Below are 18,336 nucleotides of genomic sequence, written 5' to 3'. Positions count from 1 at the left end.
GCCATCCCGTCCTTTCGGACACAACATTACCACAGACCGGCGCACAAGGGAAGTGCTAATCCTCCGGGATGATCCAGCGTTCCCCATCGAAATCCTCGAACTTTTCCGTGGTCACGTTCTGCTCGTAATACACGGCGAGGATGCGCTTGATGTCCTCCCGGTCCGCCCGCTTTACGGAGAAGCCCTGCTCCTTGAGCGACTTTTCAATCCGGGAAAGGTAGGGGAATACTTCGGATTCCTTTTCCTCCTTCAGGCGGATCATAATCAGGAACTCACGGGCGGTCGCCATCTGCACCTGTATCCGGTCAAGGTGTGTCTGGTCTTTTTCAAGGAGCCTGCGCACCACGGGATTGTCCTCCTGCTCCATGCGGGAGCGGAGGAACCGCTTGTTGTCCTCGAAGCTCTCCCGGCTGTTTAAGCACAGCATCTCGATCTCAGCCACGCCCTTCAGCACCGTCATCAGGGCATAGATCCGCGCCCCCACGCTGGCCTCGGAAAGCACGGAGATGTTCGAGGGCTTGACGATGAAATACACCAGTTCGCCATGCCCGTGGGTGACCAGGCTGTACTCCGTGACAGCCTCCGCGCCGATGAGCTGGCGGGTGGAGGCTTTTTCGCGGGCTTGTTTTTTCTCTGTCTTTCTGCTCATTCCGTATACCTCCATTCGTAGAACTGCTGTCTGGTAAAAAAGAAAGCGCAGGCATACCGGATAAAATCCAGAATGCTGGTATCCTCAAAGCGGATCGTCAGAAAGGCAAACACCGCCGTCAGGACGATGGGCGGGAAGAACCCCGCCTGCGTCAGCGCCAGAATGGACACCACCGCACACACGCCGATGATGCCGATGTCCTTAAGCTGCCAAAGCCACAGCGTGGCCCTGGATTTTAAATTGTCAGGGTAAATATACAAAACAGTTCACCTCCAAGTAAAAACCGCCGAGGCTCCAGGGCTTCGGCAGTTTAATGGTTGTTGTTTATTTTACTCACTTTCCTTTGTGGTATCAGCGGCCTCCGCTTCGGTCAGCGCCTGCTCAATCAGGCCGATCACGAAGTCTTTCTGGCTCAGTCCGGTCTTTTTCAGATGTTCCTTAATCTTCCCGAAAAGTTCCTCCGATACCTGAAACGCCAGCGTCCTTGTCTTGCCATCCATCGTTTTCCCTCCCTTTTCAAAGTGTTCTTTTAACACCATCTCGACATACTGGCTCAGTGTCAGTTCCAGTGTTTCCTGCTCCGTCCGCGCCTGCGTGTGCAGGGATTCCGGGATCATGGCGCAGAGGTTTTTTCGTTTTTCCATATGCCCGTTTCCTTTCTCTTGATTTTACAAGCCAAGTATACCGGCAATGTGAGGGAATAGCTATGACGATACCCAACAAGAATTCTTTCCAAAGGGAAGCAGATGTACCAATGTTACATGACAGTCATCCCTCCCTGATTTTCCGCAGAAAATAAGCGATTCCATGCAGGACAAAGTCCACGCACGGAATCGCCACGCTGTTCCCCAGCGCCTTGTAACGGGCGCTGTCCGATGCGCCGGGAATGTCCGTCCAGTGGTCGGGGAAGCCCTGCAGCCGCTCGCATTCCAGCGGCGTCAGGCGGCGGATCAGGTTCTTTTGCTCCACCACACATTTATCCTGCCCCACATACTGATTATTGATCCCTTTTCCATCGTCCCGGCATAACGTCCCCACCACCTCCTGATAAGGCTGGCTGATTAAATCCGTGGCGTCTTTATACTGGCGCGCGCTCTGGGTTGCCGTCACATCATTTTCACGGAACTCATCGTTTCTCTGGCGGGAGAACACCGCGTGGCGGTCCATTCCGGTCAGGGTATAGGCAAGATCCGCCTGATACCCAAACCCGTTGCTTCCGTTTTCCGGCTGACGGTCTATGATATTCCCCGCAATGCAGAAGCTCTCCGATTCCTGTGCAATAAGCGGCACGTTATTTCCCCCTGTCCCATACCGGGCGGACATGGTCGGCGCCACCGGATGCGGACCGGTATAGCGGGAATCAATGCCATGGTTTTCATACAGCACCGGCTGGTTGTTGCCGCTCATCCCGGCGGCCGCCGTGATGGTCGGACAGATCCCCACGCCAATCTCCGCGCCGCCCTGCTGGGTTGCCATAACCAGCGGCTGATGCCCATGTTCCTGCGCCCGGAGCGTTCCGGCCACATCCTCTGAACACGCCATCGCCCTGCCGCCCTGATCGTTTAAGCACAGCACCGATGGGGCTGTCCCTGTTTTCAGCGTGGGGGAGCATTCCGGCTGGAACCCGATCCCTCTGGCATCCGCGCCGGCGTTTCCGCAGAACCCGGCTGTAAACACACAGGGATACCCCTGTCCGGCCTGACCGCCGCCGCTGGTAAGAGAAGGTGTACCTCCGGCGTAAGAAAACAATCGCCATCCCCCTTGCTCACCACGCCTGCCGCAAACAGAATCCCTGCCGGATTCCTGCCGCCGCCCCCGTCCGCCCCGGCAAGCATGGGAGAGACACCAGCCGGCGTGAACACTCCGCTCTGCTGGGTATCCCAGTTGGGCTGTGCAACCAGGGGAGGATGCCCGCCCATACCGGCGCGCAGGGTGGATGTGACTTCCTCCGTGATATCCATACGGTCCCCTCCCTGGTCATTCAGGCACAGCATAGGGGTCTTTTCCTGCTCCGCGATAAAGGTTTGCATCTGCATATTGCGGGTGGCAAGCAGAGCGCCGGAAACGCCGCCCAAATCAATGGTTTCCTCTCGCTGATTGATGTGAAAAGCAAAAATTTCCTTTGTTTTTTTCTCTGTTTTTATATATCCATGCCCGCCCCCTTCGCCGCCATACAGGGCGGGCCATGTGCCGCTTTCCTCAAAGATGCGGCGGCTCTGCACATCCCAGGGCGTCAGGCAAGCCCCGCCTGGAGCATCAGCGCCTCCCTGAGCTGGGGCGGCAGCTCCTTGCCCCTCGCCTCGGCCCTGCGCAGTATCCCCAGGCAGGCCGTCCTGCTTAAATAATATTTCGGGAGCGGTGAGTCCTCCAAAATCCGCGACAAGGAAGATTCTCTTGCGTCGCTGGGCGACTCCCCAGAACTGAGCGTCGAGGACCCTCCAAGCCATGCTGAATTCATCTCCCAGTATGGCAGCCCCAGCAGGTTCCCAGCGCCCGGAGTCAGGTCGAGGCACATGACAGGCGTTGTCCTTAATGCGGGCGATTTCTTCGAGTACCGCCCGGAAGTCCTCCCCGTTTGCGGAGGAGAAGGCTCCGGGGACATTTTCCCAAACGAGGTATCGAGGTCGGACAAGGTGATCTGGTAGGTTTCTTCGTTCATCCGCATCCCTCATTTCTTTCACAATCCTTACCTGCTCCATGAACAGGCCGGAGCGTTCCCCCGCAAGCCCCCGGCGCTGCCCGGCCACGGATAAATCCTGGCAGGGCGAGCCGCCGCAGATGACATCCACAGGAGGCAGCTCCCCTCCTTTTAGTTTCGTAATATCCCCCACGTGTTCCATGTCCGGAAACCGGATTTTTGTCACTTCGATGGGAAAGGCTTCAATCTCGCTTGCCCATACCGGCGTGATCCCGTTGTGAGTGCCTGCTAACGGAAACCCTCCAATCCCATCGAACAGGCTCCCAAGCGTCAGCATTGCATCACCATGCCGCGCCGCGGTTCCGGCTGCGGTCCCGGTGTTTCCTGTGGGATATCCGCAATCCTCCGCGCCGGAATGCCGAGCCGCTGTGCCGCCGCCAGTTCGGCCCGCATCCCTTGTGACATCCGGCTGCCGCACAGCCACAATTCGTCACAGGCTTCCAGCACCCGCATCCCCATCCGGATTCCGGCCTCGCGCTCTGCCGGGATATGGTCCGCAAGCATTTGCGGATAGAGCAGGTGGACCGCCACCGGGGTGACGTCCTGTTCCATCGCATAGCGGCAGGCCGCCTTGGCAAAAGCCACATTTTCTTCCACATCCCCGGCATAGGGGGATGCGATATACACCAGTTTATTACTGCCCATTTAGTTGCCCTCCTTCTTATTTTGCCACCGTCTGCACGATGGTCCGCGTCAGGTTGACCGCTCCCTGCGCCGCGTACACGGCTCCCATCACGTTGGCCCGCGTGCCGGTATCCAGACCGAACTGTCCGGCGATGCGCGGGATTTCTCCGGAGGAGAGCATCAGCCCCAATCCCAGCAGGGCATGATCCTTTACCACCATCAGTCCGGCAATCAGTATGGTTGCCTGCAGGAACGTGGTCAGGCACAGGCCGATGACCTGTTTGCACCAGCTCACGAAGCCATCGATATACCCTCGCGGGACGCTGAACATATACAGGCTGCCCACCGCAATCTGGATCAGCAGGATGCCGCCGCGTTTTAAGTTGGCAAAGAACACCTTGATAACCGCATAGCCCATCATAATCAGGATAAAAATCATGAGGATGGGGCTGGTGATGCTTCCCAAACCGCCCAACACCCCGGAGGATGCCGCCTGTTCCCATGTCCCCGCGTCCTGCAGCGAAGCCATGATTTCCGAGGCCACCGTACCGAAGTCTGTTCCCAGACCGGTAATCCCCGCCGTAAAGCTGCCCTGCAGGGATACGCAGAGTTTATACAGTTCCACCGGCACCGTGGTGAACAGGCTGACCGCCATAAATCCCTTGATGGCGTTTAAGGCGCTTTCCTTCACGCTGCCGCGCCCGGTCTGGTATTCAATGCCGCATTCAAAGGCCGACACCACAAGGCCGGTCGCATAGAGCGCCCATGCCAGATAGGAGAAAAATAACACGATGGACTGTACCCAGCCCATCTCGAACAGATCAGCCCCCATGTTGCCCATCTGCATAAAAAAGTCGCCGAGGAACCCTACGATTTGGCCGTAAATCCAATCGATGATCTGGCCCAGTACGGTGTCGGCGACAAAGTCCCATATAAACACGTTTTCTTCTCACTTCCTTCCTTGATTGGAATTCCCCATTCTGTTGTGTCCGTGGAGAAAATACGCGCCACGTTTGTAAAGACTGCAACAGAAAAACAGCAGCCGGAGTATCAGTACATTTTCTGCCCCATCTGCTGCTCCTGTACCGGCTCCTGAAACACCGACAAATAGGTTCCAACCGCCTCGGAGAGCTGCCTGTAATCGGTTTTCGTTGGCTTGTAAACATACCAGCCAGTTTTTCCATAGTCATCCCAGATATAAGGGCTGACTCCCTCCCGGAAGTTGGGGTTGCTGGTCTGTTTGATCCCCCATAAATCCTGAAATCGCAGTACCATGCTGTCGATTGGCCCTTCGTTCCGGTTGAGAAGCGTTACTTTCAGCCGGTCGTAATGGCCGGCGGTCCCGCCGGTCTGGAAATTGATTTTGACCCGGATATTGTCGGTCAGCCTGCCATAACAGGCGTTGCCCACGAACCGCGTGTCCGCGAACACCGCGTCATGGCCAAAGAGCTTTTGCAGCTCCTGTTCAAAAAAAGTCATCCTTTGAATTCCCTCCTTTTCACAGCGTCTGCCCCAGTTTCCAGTCTGCCGGGGCAGGCGGTTCGTTTCCCTCTGCATACTTCACTTCGCTGATTCTTTGCCGGGCATCATTAACATCGTCCATAAGATCAAACACTTCCTTATACGGTGTGTAAAGCATCGAACCTGATTCATCTACCTGGGCTGCCAGTTTTCCCTTCAGGTAAAGCTGCAGCAGGCCATGCTCCACGCCTTTATCTTCAAAACCCTTTGCTTCAGCCAGCCTTGATACTTCCTCAAAAAACTTACTTTTCATGCCCGAAACCGTATTGTTATTTTCTGTTTTTATGGGGCTGTTTTCCTGTTCCTGCGTTGGGATCAGTTCGATGCGGTTTTCGGGAGAGGCAAGAAGCACATCAAGGCGGCCGGCCAGACCCTCCATATGCTCCTGCCAGCCGACCCAGTCCTTTTCCTCAAACCAGCCGCCCCGGTTTTCGCCCTGTTCCGCTTGAAACTCTGCGTTCTCCTTTGCATACCGCAGCGTATCGGAGATGTAGTCACGGAGCCATTGAACCGATTCTTTGGATGCGGAAAAAGAAGTGACGGCGCTGAACTTCTTATCCTGCGCCGCCCATTCTTCCCCGTAATCCAGACCGTCCATATCCCGGTCAAGAAATTTTACCATAATCTCTGCCAGCGCCATCGGGCTGGTGTGGGACTGCCCGTCACATACATCCGGCGGTGCGTTCCAACTGTCCCTCTTTAATTCCGCAATCAGTTTTTCAAGCTCCAGCCTGCCGTCCTCCGGCAGATTTTTTCTGATCAGCCCCACGGCATCCAGTCCCGCGTCCGATTCAAACGCGGTAATTCCCCAACATCCCATTGGTTTTTCCTCCTTTTTCTCATAAAAAATAAGCCCTCCATATCCGGAAGACTTGACTTGACAATATCTGTATTCAGAGTTTACATACAACTGGCGGGGTTTCCCCGACAATAAAAAACGTCATGGCAGACTGGTGCGCTTGCAACACACCAGTCCTGCGCCAAGGTGGCTTCAGCACCCGGCACAACCGCAAAAACAGCGCCACAACAAGATTATTATACTGTATTTGTTATGGTGTTACAAGAAATAAATGCAGCGCGTGCATGGGTACGGCTTACAGCCTTCGCCTTTGTATGCGCTTTTGACGATACGGGAAATTCCCGACCATTTAAGGAAAGGTCGGGATACGATGAATATTTTTCAACACAGGGGCAGCTTTTACGGCTGCCCGGAGGACGGGGCTTGTGCGGATGCCCTGCGGCCGCTTTTCAGGCTGGCGAAACAGATCCGCCTGCGGCTTGGCAGACAGGGATATCTGCTGGATAACTACCTCACTCTCTTTTTTGAGGGGATCAGCGCCGGGGTTTCCCTGGACGCCGCCCTTCAGGGAACAGAAATGGGCGGCGAAATTCAAAAGCTGCTGTATCAGGTAATGGATGGCGCGGAAGCCGGACAGCAGCACCCTCTATACCAGAGAATACGGGAGGTATACGAACAGCAAAAAGACGCCCTGTCTTTTCAGGAGAAGCGCACGAACTCAAGCCTGCTCCTGTTTTTTCTGGCGGATGATATCATGGAATATTACACCTCCCTGTTTATCAAAGAGCTGGAAAGCGATCTTACAGGCGTGGATGACATGGTGCGCTTCCGGAGCCTTTATGAACAGATTTCCCGGCTGGCTGGCGAATCCTGCATGGAGGAACTCAATAAACTGCTTCAGCAGCGCTTTTTGACCGCGCCGGCGGCCCGTTCCTTTACCCAGGGACTTGCCTATGATCTGGCCCTCAGTCTGGCCTCCCGCGACCCGGAAACCAACAGGCAGATGTTCCAGCTCCTGCTGGATGCAATGCCCGGAAGCTGGGAGGAACCGCACACATGAAGGGCCGTGAATACCTTACAAAGGAGCAGATTGATATCCTCTTGAAATGCTATTATCTTAAGAAGTATACAAAGGCGGCTGATGCGGAGGGCCTTACCGTTTCCCAAGTACGGCGAATCCGGGAGAATGCCCTTCGCACCATCCGGCTGGCCTACAGCAAATCCCATATGCAGGGACTGCGGTTCAGCGGTGAAACGGTGTTACGGCACATGGCGGAACGCTCCGGCATGGAAACAGAGGAACTGTCAAACATTCTTGACGGCTGCATCGCGGAGGGGCTTGCCTCCGAAAGCAGGAAGTATTGGGAACGGATCCGTAAAAAAGGGGACGTGCCAACTGCCGCTGAACTGCTTGATTTTCTGTATGATAAGTTTGAGATAGAGATTGAAGGCTTTCTTTAATCGGGAACAGAACCGCAGGGGCAGCATCCGTTTTGGGTGCTGCTCCTGTTTTACGGTTCCTGAAAAACCTTGTGATTCCTCTATACCACTACATCCCAAGTATCTGCCACACATAAAGCGGGGCCGTCAGGGTAAACACAAGGCAGGCAAACAGGATGGCCGGAGCCGCCCATTCAAACTGGCCGTGCTTCCTGTAATCAAAGTACGCCGTGCCGAGCTTGGCAAAGAAAAACACGGCAAGGATCAGGTCGATGGCGGGAAACACCACGTTGTCCACCACGGTCTTGATCTGCTGGGATGCCGTTGTCCATGTCCCTTCGATGGCGCCGGCCACATCCCCGGAAGCCGCATAGGCAGGCACACAGAACACGCAGGCCGTCAGAGCGGCCGCACAGGCACACAGAGCAATTCGTTTCATTTTCATTTGATTTCTCCCTTCATTTTACGGGTTGTGAAAAAGAAAAGACCGCGAAGCCGGGGAACCGGTCTTGCAGCCCTTGTTCTTTTTCTGCTGTTAAATTGTTACATGGTCAGACTATGCTGTGGAGATTGCTCCAAAAGAAGCGGCGCCACCTCTATGATTTCCGGATGCTCCCGGAATTTCAGATCGCCGCGGTACCCTGCCTTCAGGCGGCTGAACACCCGCCCCGCCTCCAGAAGTTCTGGTGGCGCGCCGGGTGGAAATTCCTGATTCCAGCGCACCCAATCGCCGCTCTGAAAGCGCGGCTCCAGTTTGAGGATCACATAATCCTCCGGCACAAAGGCGGGGTAATGCTTCAGCACACCGCCAAGCCCAAAGTAGGGCTTGCCCTCCATCATCACCGTATTCCGCATCAGCGTCAGGGTATCTTCGAGCGAGGTACAGAACCAGCACTCGGTATCGCCCATACGCCGGATACGCCCATCCCGCAGGATGCTGTCCAGATGGTCACGTTTGGTGTAGTGATACAGGCTTCCCTCCGGTCTGGCAATCCGTTCATAAGACATTTGAGATACCTCCTTAGTCCGGATTCTGCGGCGCGATATGCCAGTCGCTCCACAGGTTGCCGCTGACTGTCACTGAGTCGGTGAGGTTCATGGAAAGCATCCCGGCAGGGGTCCAGCAATCTATCAGCCAGGTATAAGGCGTGTAGCTGCCGTCCGGATACCAAATGGGCAGGAAATGCGTTCGCCGGTTGTAGGTGCTGTAACGGTTTTCTTTGAATTCATGAGTCATGTTATAGCCGCCGCCCATCCGGTCGAGCAATCGCCAGAAGCCTTGATACTGAAACTCCGGGAAGTAGGTGACCGCATTCTGCGCCGCCGTGACCGCCGAACTTTGGCTGGTGCTGACACGGGTGGTGACCTTTTCATTGATTCCGTACCCGGATTTCAGGGTTCTGCCGCTGGCCGTTGGAGCCTTTTCATCCGGCGTAATATGCATGGATCCGCTTAGGCTGGCGGAGTAGCGGTCAAGATCAAATTCCCACCAGCCGTGGTCGCACCAATAACCATCATCATCGTCATCCCCGCTGTGCCATACCCAATATTCATACCACCAGGGCCTCCAGACGCCCCAGCTTGCCGAAGTGACCTGTGCATTGTTCGGTACGGATGGTCTTGTAAAACTGTCGTTCCGGTCATCCGCATTGGGGTCGGGCGGTGGGTTTTCATCCAAATCCACGATATTCACGTTGATGGTTCCTTTGCCCACGGAACCACCGCCGTGAACGCGTACCGTGATCGTCATGGTCTGCGGCTCATCCGGCGTTGTCCAGCGAATCCATGCGAGCTGGCTGTCGCCCTCCGGATAATAGACGTTATCCACCGTATAGCTGCGGCCCGCAACGTTGAAGGTGACAGACACCGCATGGTCCGGATCGCTCTGTCCGCCGCTGACATTGACCGGTGTGATGACCTCGGTATTGGTGCGGTACTCATAGTCAAAGGCGCTGACCTCCGGCGCTTCCGGGGGTGCTTCATTAAAACGTACCACGCCCAATCCCAAAGCTGTTTTGACTTCGTGGTTAGACCGGATTCCGGATGTCGGGCCATCCCATGCTGGATACCCTAAGTCCGGCACTTCCAAAAACATAGCCAGGGGCAGGTTCTGGAATGCTACAGACGGAAGTCTGGACCGGACTGCCCCGCTTGTCTGCTCATCGTATAATGCCGCCTCCGTGGCGGTCATGGCAATTTTTACTCCCTGAAACGTCACATAGGCAACAGGCTCTATTAACAGCCGGTATTCCCCATTGATTAATACATTGAAATCCATCCCCGTTAAATTTGCAATACTGCGGATGACCTGTTCATCTGTAAAGTATGACTTAATCTGTGCAATGCTTGCCTGTCCCAGACTTTGCGAACTCATGATTTTGGGCAGGGACTGCGCCGGATTGACATAAGTATATCCAGTCATGCTGGGAGACAAGACCGCTCCGTTGGTATACTCCAGCTTAGACACCTTTTGAAAATGCCCCAATCCATCCGGGTGTTTATTTGTTAAATCAATGGGAGCCGTCACAACAGCGTGATCGCTTAGCCTTACTACCGTTACCCTGACACCATCGTTCCCCGGAGTCCATTTGTTGGAATTGGTTCCCTGCCCCATTCCTCCGCCTCCGTTATCCACATTCCCTTCACCTACCGCATAGACAGGCTGACACGGCAGTACAGAAAGAAACAGTATTGCGGCCAAGAGGATTCCTCTTAATTGTTTCAAACACATCCTCCTTCCCAAATAAAAAGGCATAGTCCAAAGACCATACCCTTTTTTCGTGTTCTGTTATTTAATTGCCCATATCACCTATTTTATTCCCATTTTCATACATATCATTTGCCGTTGTCCCCTGTGCGTCCCCGGTTCCATCTACCCAGCCAAATCCCGGAAAATAAGTCTGCCCCTCTGAATTGGTTTCCCCGCCTTGAGGCTGACCGGGCGCAGGCTCCGGTTCGGTAGGCGTTACAACTTCTTCATGCTCCACCGGCGTGGGCGGGGTATCCACCCTGGTTCCGTCCGGCTTCTGTGTGGCATCCTTTTTCACTTCCTCGCTGGGTTCAGCGGGCTTGGTGGCCTCCGGCTGGATGCTCTGCTCCGTCTGGTCGGTCTGCGCCGGCCGGGTATCCACCGGCTGGCTGGACTCCGCGCCGCCTGTCGCCGCTTCCGTGTTCGGCTGAACGACCACCTTTTTTTCTTCTGTGGTTGTTTCTTCTTTTTCTTCCGTGCCTGATTCATCCGTGCGGGTGGCGAGGCTGCTGGGATCGACCACAATCTCCGAGGATGTGGGGCTTTTCTGCGGGAGCGTGTCCTCACCTGCAGGAGCTTTTCCAAACTGCAGGCTGATGGCTGCGATCAGTCCGATGCAGATCACCGCGCCGCCGCCAATGGCAAGATATTTCTTCGTTTTCTCTGTTAGTTTCATATGGGATTCCTCCTTTTCCGGTTGATGGTTCCTCTTGTTACGTCACAACATACTATACATTTTTTCAGAAGTCCAGCGATTTCCCTGATTCTTCCCGAAGTTTTTTAAAACACCTCGATATATCCGGCCTGCACCTTCAGGGTGATGTGCATGGAGGGCAGGAGCCTGCCGCCAAACCGTACCGGCGCCTCCAGCCGGATGACAGCGTCCGCCTCAAACCGCTGGGCATTTTGGGGATCAGATGGCGCCAGCGGCGCATTGCGGATGGTGACCGTCAGGCTGTCCACGGCGAATTCCATCGCCCCGCCGGAATCCCCAACATATTTGATATGTCTGCCGCCTCTCGATTCCGTACCGATGGTGCTGTCAAGGTAAGTATAGATATCGCTTTCGCTGACCGCAGTTTCCCAACCAGTATCACCGTCCGGCAGATAGCCGCCCGAATAGCCCTCGCGTACTCCGTGGTAAACTCCGGCATAATTGTCGTTGACCGTGGAGATAATGGCGTCCTCCACCGCTTCCTTTACCCCCGCCGCGATAATCTGGAGACGGAAATATTCACTTAAACCGCACAGGAGGATGACAAGCGCCAGCGTGACGCCGATCACCAGAGGGAAAGACACACCCCGCCGGTCTTTTATGATCTGTCTGATTTTTTCAGCCAACTGCATCCTCACCTCATTTCCAATAGACTTCTGATTTTCCGGTGGCCTGAGCCTGCAGGGTAATGGGAAAGGAGCCGAACCCGCCGAACAGGCCGATGTTCCGGCGCAGCGTCAGGGTGACCGTCACTTCCTCATTAAGCTGAATCCTGCCGCCCGTTGACCATGAAATATCCGGATCAATGCCGGTTTTCTCCCGTAAAACAGCGGCGCGGCGTGAGGTTTCCGAACCAACCCGGCCCGTAACTTCCGCCTCCCTTACCAGTTCTGTGGCAAAGGTGTCAAGCTGCTGTTTGGCTACGAACACGGGCAGTATCCGGATTGCCAGCGCCAGCATCAGTACAGCGCACAGCACCAGCACAACAACATCAATATATCCCTCGGCGCGCCTGTTTTTTACGATTCCACGGAAACGCTTCAGCACATGGTCACCCCCTGTTCCATCGCGGAGTTTGCGGAGCCGTCCTCCAACATGGGATAATCGCCCACGCCGAATCCCCGGTCGGCCATTTTCCACAAGGCATGATCCAGTTCTTCGTGATGGTCGTAGCTCTGTTCTTCCAGCCAGCCGTCCCTCAATACCTCCAGCGGATTTTCAAATTGGAGGAGATAATCCGCATAATCACCGAACGCGCCCTCAACGCTCAGTTCCTCATAGATAAACTTAGCGGCGGCAATTTCAGACGCCATCTCAATAAGGTCAGGCGCAGGTTTTGTTTTTAACTGCTGGATATAGGCTTCATAGTTTGCCTTTACCCGCTCCTTGAGTTTCCGTTCCTTTTCCATTTCCTGCAATCCATCCGCCTCCTTTTGCCCCGCCTCCAGTTCCTCTTTATCCGGGTAATCCATGAACATATGGCAGACATGGTTCTGATGCCGGACGCTCAGTATTTTTTGTGAGAGCAGTTCCTCCGCGTCCAGCCGCATGGAACACTCCGGATCGCCCGGATGCGCCAGGACACTTTCCCCGGCCAGCAGCCCCTTGGCCTGCTCCGGTGTGAGATATACAAAGCCGCCCGGCGTCATCATGTCAAGACAGTCATCCGGGTATTTCTGAATAAATTCCCGTAAAAACATTGGAATCCCCCTTTCTTAAAACATCCCGCCCAGGCTGGTCACCGCCACATAGCAGATAATCGCCAGATAGGTCAGCAGAAAGCACATCAGCATGGCAAAGGAAAACACCCGGATTTTCGGCGGGATCTTCTGCGCCTGCGCTTTCAGCCGCTGCAGTTCCATCTGTTTGAAGTCATGGGACAGCATCTGGAAATACACCGCGCTGTCATCGCCCCGCAGCACGCCGATCAGCCCCCGCACCACATCGGATAACATGGGGGAATTGAGCCTTGCCTCAAACCGGGTGAGCGCCGCCTCATAGTTGGAGGAGCGCATATCCGCCAGCAGGATATCCAACTCCCCGGTCAGAGCAGCCCCCGCGTTCTCTTTGAACCGTTCCAGCATCCCGATGACATTGCGGCTGGCTTTCAGTTCCTGTTCAATGGTAGCAACGAGCCGGGGCAGTTCGCCTTCAATCTCATCCCTCTTGGCTTTTAAGCGTTCATCCGCTTTCTGGCTCTCCTTAAAATAAATCAGCACCGCCATGATTACCACTACCGGCGATAATAATGGCAGAAGAAACACACAGGGGACGATGCCCAAAAGGACAGCGCCTGATTTGACAAACGCATATGCCTGATAGACCTCCGGGGTCAGATTCATTCCGCTGGCTTTCAGCACGTTGTTCATCCGGCTCCGTTTGTACTCATCCATCCGGATGTATTTTGCCAGCCGTACCGCCACCGTCATCAGGCAGGTTTCGATGGTTTTGGCCGCTTTCTTTTCCTGCTTTACCGTTCCCAGCATGGCTTTGGCCGCGCCGATGGTGGGGAGCCGTAGAAGGGAGGCCGCCAGAAAGAACAGGCCGAGGGCAAGAAACAGCCCGAATAAAAATAACAGTCCCGTCATATCCTCCTATCCTTTCCCGAAGCACATTCCCATGTCAGGGAACTGCCCGTGTCCTTCTGAAATCCTGCCCTGCCGGGGAACCTCTCTGTATTCCGGATATTTTTCCAACCCTGCGATAATGGCGTCACGGTTTTCCGGCGTATCTATATAAACCCCATCCGGGACACCTTCCATTCCATAAACCAACCGGATGCCATCTTCCTCAGCCAATACTGACGCCGCCTCGTCATCCTCACAGAGCATCCGGCTGTCATCACGTTCCACATGAAGAACGCCGGGAATATAAAAGCTGCTGTTATCGGCATAGGCAGGCACATAGCCTTTTTGTTGTTCTCCCATCCTGCTCACCTCCTGTACTCAATGGGACGGGTCAGCTTCACCACAAAGCCGGCCGAGAGAAAGATCACCGCCGCCGTAATGGCCAGAATAATCTGTCCCAGCGGCGTGTGCATCAGGACATGGTACCAGTCCTTGTTTAACAGATACATAAGCGGGATATTGCCTACCACAAAAATCACCATGATTAAAAATTCCTTGCGCGGCTCGGCAATCATATACTCCAGTTCCGCGTTGACATTGCGCATATCGGAGAGTTTTGCCACGATGGGAGTGAGGGTGGTTTTTAGGCTCCGGTCATGCTGGCAGTCGCACAGCGCATCGCACCACTCCCGGAACACCTCGTTGTCGATTCGTTCCCGCATGATTTTCAGCGCCGCCTCAATGTCCGGATTCACCAGCTTAATCTGCATCAGGAAATCCTGAAACACCTTGGAAACAGGCGGATTCAGATAGGCGGTGTTTTCCTCCACGGCGGTCACGATGTCCTCGGTACGCAGGTAGGCCGTAGTAATAACGGACAGCGCCGTTTCCAGCTCTGCGGAAATATCCCGCTTATAGTGGCTGGCGGTCAGCTTCACATACCAGAACGGCAGAAACAGAAAGCCTACCGCCATCACCGGGGCAAGAAAGAAATTCCCCAGCAGGATGGCAAGGGAGCCGCCCGCGCAGAACAGCGCAAGAGAGACCGCGCATACCAGTGAGAAGCGCTTTCCCCGCCCGGTCATTTCCAGGACGGCCTGCGCCTCCGTGATTTCCCGGCGCAGGGGGCCGGGTTTCTTCCTTCCTGCAGATTCCTTGATGTCATCCCGGATGCTGTGCTTTGGCCGGAGCAGGAAAGCAAACAGGCTGTCCGTAAACTCCACCGGCTTTAGGCCAAGCAGTAAAAATGCGCCGGCAATCAGTCCGGCGCAGGCTAACAGTTGAATGGCAGTCATGCGGTTTTTCCCTCCTTCCCGTCATTGGACATCCGGCAGAGCTGAATCAGCATTTCCTGCGGCATCCCGTTTTCCATCAGGCGGCGGGCAAGGCTTTCCGAGATGGGATTGACCTGCCTATGTTCGCCGGTGATGATAAATTTTCCGTTCTCCACCCGGTTTTCTTGAATCTGGTACTGGAACAGCGGGCGGAAGCTCCTTGTGCCGTCCGGCAGGATCTCACATTCCATGATTTCCATCAGGCGGCGGTCTTTGTTTTCAAGCTGCTTGCAGAAGGCCACGATGGGGTACGCCTCCGTCACAAAGCCCATCAGGGTGTCATCGCTCATGTCCACGGCCCGTTTGCACAGGGAAACCATGCGGCGGTAGGTGGCGTCGCAGCTCATGGAATGGATGGTGGTGACCACAGCCACGCCGGTCCTTGCGGCTTCCTGTGCCGCGTTGGCCTCCGGGCCGCGCATCTCGCCCACCACAATCACATCCGGGTTAAACCGCAGCGCCATGTCCAGCAGGGCAATCTGATCCACCCGCTGGCGCTCGTTCTCGGAATCCCGCGTCAGGGTATGAATGACGGAGTTTTTCACCCGGCCCTCCGAATCCCTGCGCACCAGCGCCAGTTCACGGGAGCCGTTCTCAATGCTGTAGATGCGCTTGCCGTCCGGGATGGTGGTTAACAGCCAGCCCAGCAGTGTGGTCTTGCCGGAGGAAGTCGCCCCGGCCACACAGACCGAGATACCGTAGCGGATGCACTCGGACAAAAAGTCCAGCATCTGCCCGGTGGCCGTGCCGCCCTTTACAAAGTCCTCTTTCTTCATGCTCTGGGGGTTGACGATTCTGATGGATGCCGCCACGCCAACATCCTCGTCCACGATAGGGGATTTCAGCACAGCGATACGGATGTTCTTGCTCAGATGCCCAAGGACGCTGGGACTGGCATCATCCAGCACCATGCCGCTGATATGCAGCATCCGGCGCACCACATTGATGGCGTGTTCCGGGCTGTCGAAGTGTTCCGTAAGTTTCTTGGTAACGCCGCCCGAATACTGCACCTCCACGTCATCCCATGCGTTGAATAGTGATAGGTAATCCTTTGAAGTTATCTCCGGATTTTCCCCCACTCCACACCGTGCATGAAACTTTCATTTCACACGGCGTTCCATCAATATTTACTTATTCTCACTAATCTCACAATTTCCAACTAAACGTCTCAAGTTATTCAGCTTCACGAAGTCTATTGATTTTCGTTTCAACAATTCAAGGTATTTTTCAATGGTTTCTACTTCTTTTGTATGAATCAGCTTATGCACTGCTCCAGTAACAAACACCAGATTTTTATATGCATCTGTGCCTCCCTCCGAACGCATGGTTTTATGATGTACTTCCATATCTGATATTTTCAGTTTTTCTCCTGTAATAAAACACCTTCCACGTTGTCCAACGTAAAGTGATATCCGGTTATCATTGTATTCCAGACTTTGGTTCTGAACAGGATTCTTCATGATATATTGCAATGTATCATAACTGAAATTTTGCAGATATTTATGGATTTTCTCCCTGCCGTTCACCGTGTAATTGCATATATCCTGCGAAAAACATACCGGTGGAGTTGTCTGCACGTAATGGATTGGATAAAGTGCCACCCGCTGTATAAATAGGGGCTTTACCTTACACTTTCCATAAAAGCGTTCATATGCCCTGCTTTTATTACCTCGTTTACTTCGTATACATTTCGTTCTGCAATAAAGGCTCTTATTGACATGAAAAGCGATTTCTGCAAAGTCTTTACTGATATGACTGGCTATCTTATAATACCCATGCAACCCCAGTACAGTAGCATTAAACTGCTGTACCCGTGCACCGATAGCATCATGTTGTAATACTTTGATTTTCTGTTTTAATTCTTTCTTGCATTTTTCTTTGCTTTTCTTTGTCATGTGGGATTTGACCACATATTTCTGACCTTTCTTCCAAAGCTTCAACTTAAATCCTAAAAATTCAGAATATCGTTTTCTTAGATTTACTATCTTGGACTTTTCCGGGCTGATTTCTAAGCCCAGTCTTTCTTCAAGCCACTGTTTTGTGGCTGCAAACATCTTTTCGGCAGTTTTTCTATCTTTACAGAGTAACTTAAAATCATCGGCATATCTGACGATAAATACTTCTTTTAAATTACCCCTTCTCAACAACTCATATTTTCTTGTCGGATTTTTATATGAGTGGTGGGTTTTATGGTTCTCCCACTGGCTTGCAATCCACCAGTCTAACTCATTAAGAACGACATTAGATAATAATGGACTGAGAATTCCGCCTTGCGGGACCCCTTTTTGTGGAACCCCTATTCCTTTAATTTCAGTCTTTAGCATCTTGGATATAATACATAACAATTGTTTATCCTGAATCCCCAGGCTCCATAACTGTTTCATGAGTTTCCCATGATTGACATTATCGAAAAATCCTTTAATATCAATATCTACTACATACTGAAAGTTATGCCGGTTGGTCAGTGCCAACACTCTGGCAATGGCATGATGAGTGCTCCGATTCGGACGGAAGCCATAACTATGTTTATAAAATTTGGCTTCACAAATCGGCTCAAGAACCTGCTTAATACATTGTTGTATCAGCCGGTCTTCCATGGTCGGAATCCCCAGTGGTCGTACTTTCCCATTATCTTTTGGAATTTCTACCCTACGAACTGGCATTGGTTGAAAATTTGACATTCTATTTCGCACATATGAGATTAACCTCTCCGGATTGTCTTTTCCAATATCCAGAATCGTAGTAGCATTGACTCCCTTGGTCTTACTGCCTTTATTCTTTTTGATGTTACGATATGCAAGCAATATATTTTCTCTGCTTACAATCAGGTCATATAGATTTGTAAATCTCCGATTTTCTTTTGCTTTGGAATACAGTTCATCATAAATCGCCTGAGTATCATAATACTCATTGTTTCTCAATCGCTGTTTCTTCCTTGATTTTCTAGTTGCCATAAGTCGGCTTTCACTTCCTTAATTGCGGAAATCCTGCCTCTCTTAGTCATACTCGAACCTTATGCAGTTTCATAACTGTTTGTAAGTTGTGTTTTACTGTAAATACTGACTTGTGGCTATCCCTCCACCGCTTATTATCACGGCTTCATCGGTACTGTGCCACTACTTTCATCAACATAAAAGCAGGTTATACAAAATGTTTTCCCTGCTAACGCTTCATAGGGATTAAGCCCTCCACGTTGCTGACTTACCACGTTCCGATAATCCTATCTTTACATATATACCC

20 protein-coding genes and 3 pseudogenes are annotated in these 18,336 nt (G+C 53.2%); 2 read left to right on the top strand and 21 right to left on the bottom strand.

Annotated features, from left to right (window positions below; translation table 11 throughout):
* Nucleotides 1-55 precede the first annotated feature (55 nt).
* The 9 genes and pseudogenes from ACLTD4_RS00850 to ACLTD4_RS00810 all read right to left on the bottom strand — a co-directional run bounded on the left by ACLTD4_RS00850 (nt 56) and on the right by ACLTD4_RS00810 (nt 6,312).
* Entirely contained in the window at nt 56-649 is a 594-nt protein-coding gene (locus tag ACLTD4_RS00850) for a hypothetical protein (RefSeq protein WP_302820132.1), read from the bottom strand.
* A complete protein-coding gene (locus tag ACLTD4_RS00845) occupies nt 646-909 on the bottom strand; it encodes a hypothetical protein (protein WP_302820133.1) in 264 nt (87 codons plus the stop codon). The genes ACLTD4_RS00850 and ACLTD4_RS00845 overlap by 4 nt, the downstream gene beginning before the upstream one ends.
* A 69-nt stretch (nt 910-978) precedes the next feature.
* Nucleotides 979-1,293: a 4-oxalocrotonate tautomerase gene (locus tag ACLTD4_RS00840; protein WP_302820134.1), complete on the bottom strand. Its 315-nt coding sequence runs from the start codon at nt 1,291-1,293 to the stop codon at nt 979-981.
* A 124-nt stretch (nt 1,294-1,417) separates the two neighbouring features.
* Nucleotides 1,418-2,224: pseudogene (locus tag ACLTD4_RS00835) on the bottom strand (DNA cytosine methyltransferase); the annotation flags it as partial.
* A gap of 158 nt (nt 2,225-2,382) precedes the next feature.
* Nucleotides 2,383-3,624, bottom strand: a pseudogene (locus tag ACLTD4_RS00830) (DNA cytosine methyltransferase); the annotation flags it as partial.
* A complete protein-coding gene (locus tag ACLTD4_RS00825; RefSeq protein WP_302820136.1) occupies nt 3,618-3,992 on the bottom strand; it encodes a DUF4406 domain-containing protein in 375 nt (124 codons plus the stop codon). The pseudogene ACLTD4_RS00830 and the gene ACLTD4_RS00825, both read right to left, overlap by 7 nt.
* Before the next feature lie 16 nt (nt 3,993-4,008).
* Nucleotides 4,009-4,911, bottom strand: a complete 903-nt coding sequence (locus ACLTD4_RS00820) for a conjugal transfer protein TrbL family protein (RefSeq protein WP_302820137.1) — start codon at nt 4,909-4,911, stop codon at nt 4,009-4,011.
* A gap of 110 nt (nt 4,912-5,021) precedes the next feature.
* Nucleotides 5,022-5,450, bottom strand: coding sequence for a hypothetical protein (locus ACLTD4_RS00815; RefSeq protein WP_302820138.1), 429 nt, complete (start codon nt 5,448-5,450; stop codon nt 5,022-5,024).
* Between the two features lie 19 nt (nt 5,451-5,469).
* Nucleotides 5,470-6,312, bottom strand: coding sequence for a DUF4259 domain-containing protein (locus tag ACLTD4_RS00810; RefSeq protein WP_302820139.1), 843 nt, complete (start codon nt 6,310-6,312; stop codon nt 5,470-5,472).
* A gap of 349 nt (nt 6,313-6,661) precedes the next feature.
* Here ACLTD4_RS00810 and ACLTD4_RS00805 point away from each other — a divergent pair, with 349 nt between their 5' ends.
* Both ACLTD4_RS00805 and ACLTD4_RS00800 read left to right on the top strand, forming a co-directional pair.
* Nucleotides 6,662-7,351: a hypothetical protein gene (locus tag ACLTD4_RS00805; protein ID WP_302820140.1), complete on the top strand. Its 690-nt coding sequence runs from the start codon at nt 6,662-6,664 to the stop codon at nt 7,349-7,351.
* Nucleotides 7,348-7,752, top strand: coding sequence for a hypothetical protein (locus ACLTD4_RS00800; protein ID WP_302820141.1), 405 nt, complete (start codon nt 7,348-7,350; stop codon nt 7,750-7,752). Before ACLTD4_RS00805 ends, ACLTD4_RS00800 begins: the two co-directional genes overlap by 4 nt.
* Before the next feature lie 88 nt (nt 7,753-7,840).
* Here ACLTD4_RS00800 and ACLTD4_RS00795 read toward each other — a convergent pair whose 3' ends face one another.
* The 12 genes and pseudogenes from ACLTD4_RS00795 to ltrA all read right to left on the bottom strand — a co-directional run bounded on the left by ACLTD4_RS00795 (nt 7,841) and on the right by ltrA (nt 18,050).
* Nucleotides 7,841-8,176, bottom strand: coding sequence for a DUF3852 domain-containing protein (locus ACLTD4_RS00795; RefSeq protein WP_302820142.1), 336 nt, complete (start codon nt 8,174-8,176; stop codon nt 7,841-7,843).
* Nucleotides 8,177-8,274: 98 nt separating this feature from the next.
* A complete protein-coding gene (locus ACLTD4_RS00790) occupies nt 8,275-8,739 on the bottom strand; it encodes a hypothetical protein (protein ID WP_302820143.1) in 465 nt (154 codons plus the stop codon).
* 13 nt (nt 8,740-8,752) lie between these two features.
* Nucleotides 8,753-10,345 carry a hypothetical protein gene (locus tag ACLTD4_RS00785; RefSeq protein WP_302820152.1) on the bottom strand — a complete coding sequence of 531 codons (1,593 nt, stop codon included), beginning with the start codon at nt 10,343-10,345 and terminating at the stop codon, nt 8,753-8,755.
* A 178-nt stretch (nt 10,346-10,523) separates the two neighbouring features.
* Nucleotides 10,524-11,156: a DUF6550 family protein gene (locus tag ACLTD4_RS00780; protein WP_302820144.1), complete on the bottom strand. Its 633-nt coding sequence runs from the start codon at nt 11,154-11,156 to the stop codon at nt 10,524-10,526.
* A gap of 104 nt (nt 11,157-11,260) precedes the next feature.
* Entirely contained in the window at nt 11,261-11,827 is a 567-nt protein-coding gene (locus ACLTD4_RS00775; protein ID WP_302820145.1) for a hypothetical protein, read from the bottom strand.
* Between the two features lie 7 nt (nt 11,828-11,834).
* Nucleotides 11,835-12,239 carry a DUF4320 family protein gene (locus ACLTD4_RS00770; protein ID WP_412330019.1) on the bottom strand — a complete coding sequence of 135 codons (405 nt, stop codon included), beginning with the start codon at nt 12,237-12,239 and terminating at the stop codon, nt 11,835-11,837.
* Nucleotides 12,236-12,895: a DUF3848 domain-containing protein gene (locus tag ACLTD4_RS00765; protein WP_302820147.1), complete on the bottom strand. Its 660-nt coding sequence runs from the start codon at nt 12,893-12,895 to the stop codon at nt 12,236-12,238. The genes ACLTD4_RS00770 and ACLTD4_RS00765 overlap by 4 nt, the downstream gene beginning before the upstream one ends.
* Nucleotides 12,896-12,910: 15 nt before the next feature.
* On the bottom strand, nt 12,911-13,783 hold the full coding sequence (locus tag ACLTD4_RS00760; RefSeq protein WP_302820148.1) for a secretion protein F: 873 nt from the start codon (nt 13,781-13,783) through the stop codon (nt 12,911-12,913).
* A gap of 6 nt (nt 13,784-13,789) precedes the next feature.
* Nucleotides 13,790-14,122, bottom strand: a complete 333-nt coding sequence (locus ACLTD4_RS00755; protein ID WP_302820149.1) for a hypothetical protein — start codon at nt 14,120-14,122, stop codon at nt 13,790-13,792.
* 5 nt (nt 14,123-14,127) lie between these two features.
* Nucleotides 14,128-15,057 (bottom strand): type II secretion system F family protein, encoded by a 930-nt coding sequence (locus tag ACLTD4_RS00750; RefSeq protein ID WP_302820150.1) that lies wholly within the window; start codon nt 15,055-15,057, stop codon nt 14,128-14,130.
* Nucleotides 15,054-16,127: pseudogene (locus ACLTD4_RS00745) on the bottom strand (ATPase, T2SS/T4P/T4SS family); the annotation flags it as partial. The pseudogene ACLTD4_RS00745 and the gene ACLTD4_RS00750, both read right to left, overlap by 4 nt.
* A gap of 96 nt (nt 16,128-16,223) precedes the next feature.
* Entirely contained in the window at nt 16,224-18,050 is a 1,827-nt protein-coding gene (ltrA, locus tag ACLTD4_RS00740; protein WP_006778114.1) for a group II intron reverse transcriptase/maturase, read from the bottom strand.
* Nucleotides 18,051-18,336 lie beyond the last annotated feature (286 nt).

Source organism: Hungatella sp., assembly GCF_046966825.1.
This window is presented reverse-complemented; position numbering and strand designations above follow the sequence as displayed.

What these genes read in the sequence shown, in the direction of transcription:
- ACLTD4_RS00850 (WP_302820132.1), bottom strand. Translation starts at nt 649, where the DNA reads ATGAGCAGAAAGACAGAGAAAAAACAAGCCCGCGAAAAAGCCTCCACC.
- ACLTD4_RS00840 (WP_302820134.1), bottom strand. Translation starts at nt 1,293, where the DNA reads ATGGAAAAACGAAAAAACCTCTGCGCCATGATCCCGGAATCCCTGCAC.
- ACLTD4_RS00825 (WP_302820136.1), bottom strand. Translation starts at nt 3,992, where the DNA reads ATGGGCAGTAATAAACTGGTGTATATCGCATCCCCCTATGCCGGGGAT.
- ACLTD4_RS00815 (WP_302820138.1), bottom strand. Translation starts at nt 5,450, where the DNA reads ATGACTTTTTTTGAACAGGAGCTGCAAAAGCTCTTTGGCCATGACGCG.
- ACLTD4_RS00810 (WP_302820139.1), bottom strand. Translation starts at nt 6,312, where the DNA reads ATGGGATGTTGGGGAATTACCGCGTTTGAATCGGACGCGGGACTGGAT.
- ACLTD4_RS00805 (WP_302820140.1), top strand. Translation starts at nt 6,662, where the DNA reads ATGAATATTTTTCAACACAGGGGCAGCTTTTACGGCTGCCCGGAGGAC.
- ACLTD4_RS00800 (WP_302820141.1), top strand. Translation starts at nt 7,348, where the DNA reads ATGAAGGGCCGTGAATACCTTACAAAGGAGCAGATTGATATCCTCTTG.
- ACLTD4_RS00795 (WP_302820142.1), bottom strand. Translation starts at nt 8,176, where the DNA reads ATGAAAATGAAACGAATTGCTCTGTGTGCCTGTGCGGCCGCTCTGACG.
- ACLTD4_RS00790 (WP_302820143.1), bottom strand. Translation starts at nt 8,739, where the DNA reads ATGTCTTATGAACGGATTGCCAGACCGGAGGGAAGCCTGTATCACTAC.
- ACLTD4_RS00785 (WP_302820152.1), bottom strand. Translation starts at nt 10,345, where the DNA reads ATGGGGCAGGGAACCAATTCCAACAAATGGACTCCGGGGAACGATGGT.
- ACLTD4_RS00780 (WP_302820144.1), bottom strand. Translation starts at nt 11,156, where the DNA reads ATGAAACTAACAGAGAAAACGAAGAAATATCTTGCCATTGGCGGCGGC.
- ACLTD4_RS00775 (WP_302820145.1), bottom strand. Translation starts at nt 11,827, where the DNA reads ATGCAGTTGGCTGAAAAAATCAGACAGATCATAAAAGACCGGCGGGGT.
- ACLTD4_RS00765 (WP_302820147.1), bottom strand. Translation starts at nt 12,895, where the DNA reads ATGTTTTTACGGGAATTTATTCAGAAATACCCGGATGACTGTCTTGAC.
- ACLTD4_RS00760 (WP_302820148.1), bottom strand. Translation starts at nt 13,783, where the DNA reads ATGACGGGACTGTTATTTTTATTCGGGCTGTTTCTTGCCCTCGGCCTG.
- ACLTD4_RS00755 (WP_302820149.1), bottom strand. Translation starts at nt 14,122, where the DNA reads ATGGGAGAACAACAAAAAGGCTATGTGCCTGCCTATGCCGATAACAGC.
- ACLTD4_RS00750 (WP_302820150.1), bottom strand. Translation starts at nt 15,057, where the DNA reads ATGACTGCCATTCAACTGTTAGCCTGCGCCGGACTGATTGCCGGCGCA.
- ltrA (WP_006778114.1), bottom strand. Translation starts at nt 18,050, where the DNA reads ATGGCAACTAGAAAATCAAGGAAGAAACAGCGATTGAGAAACAATGAG.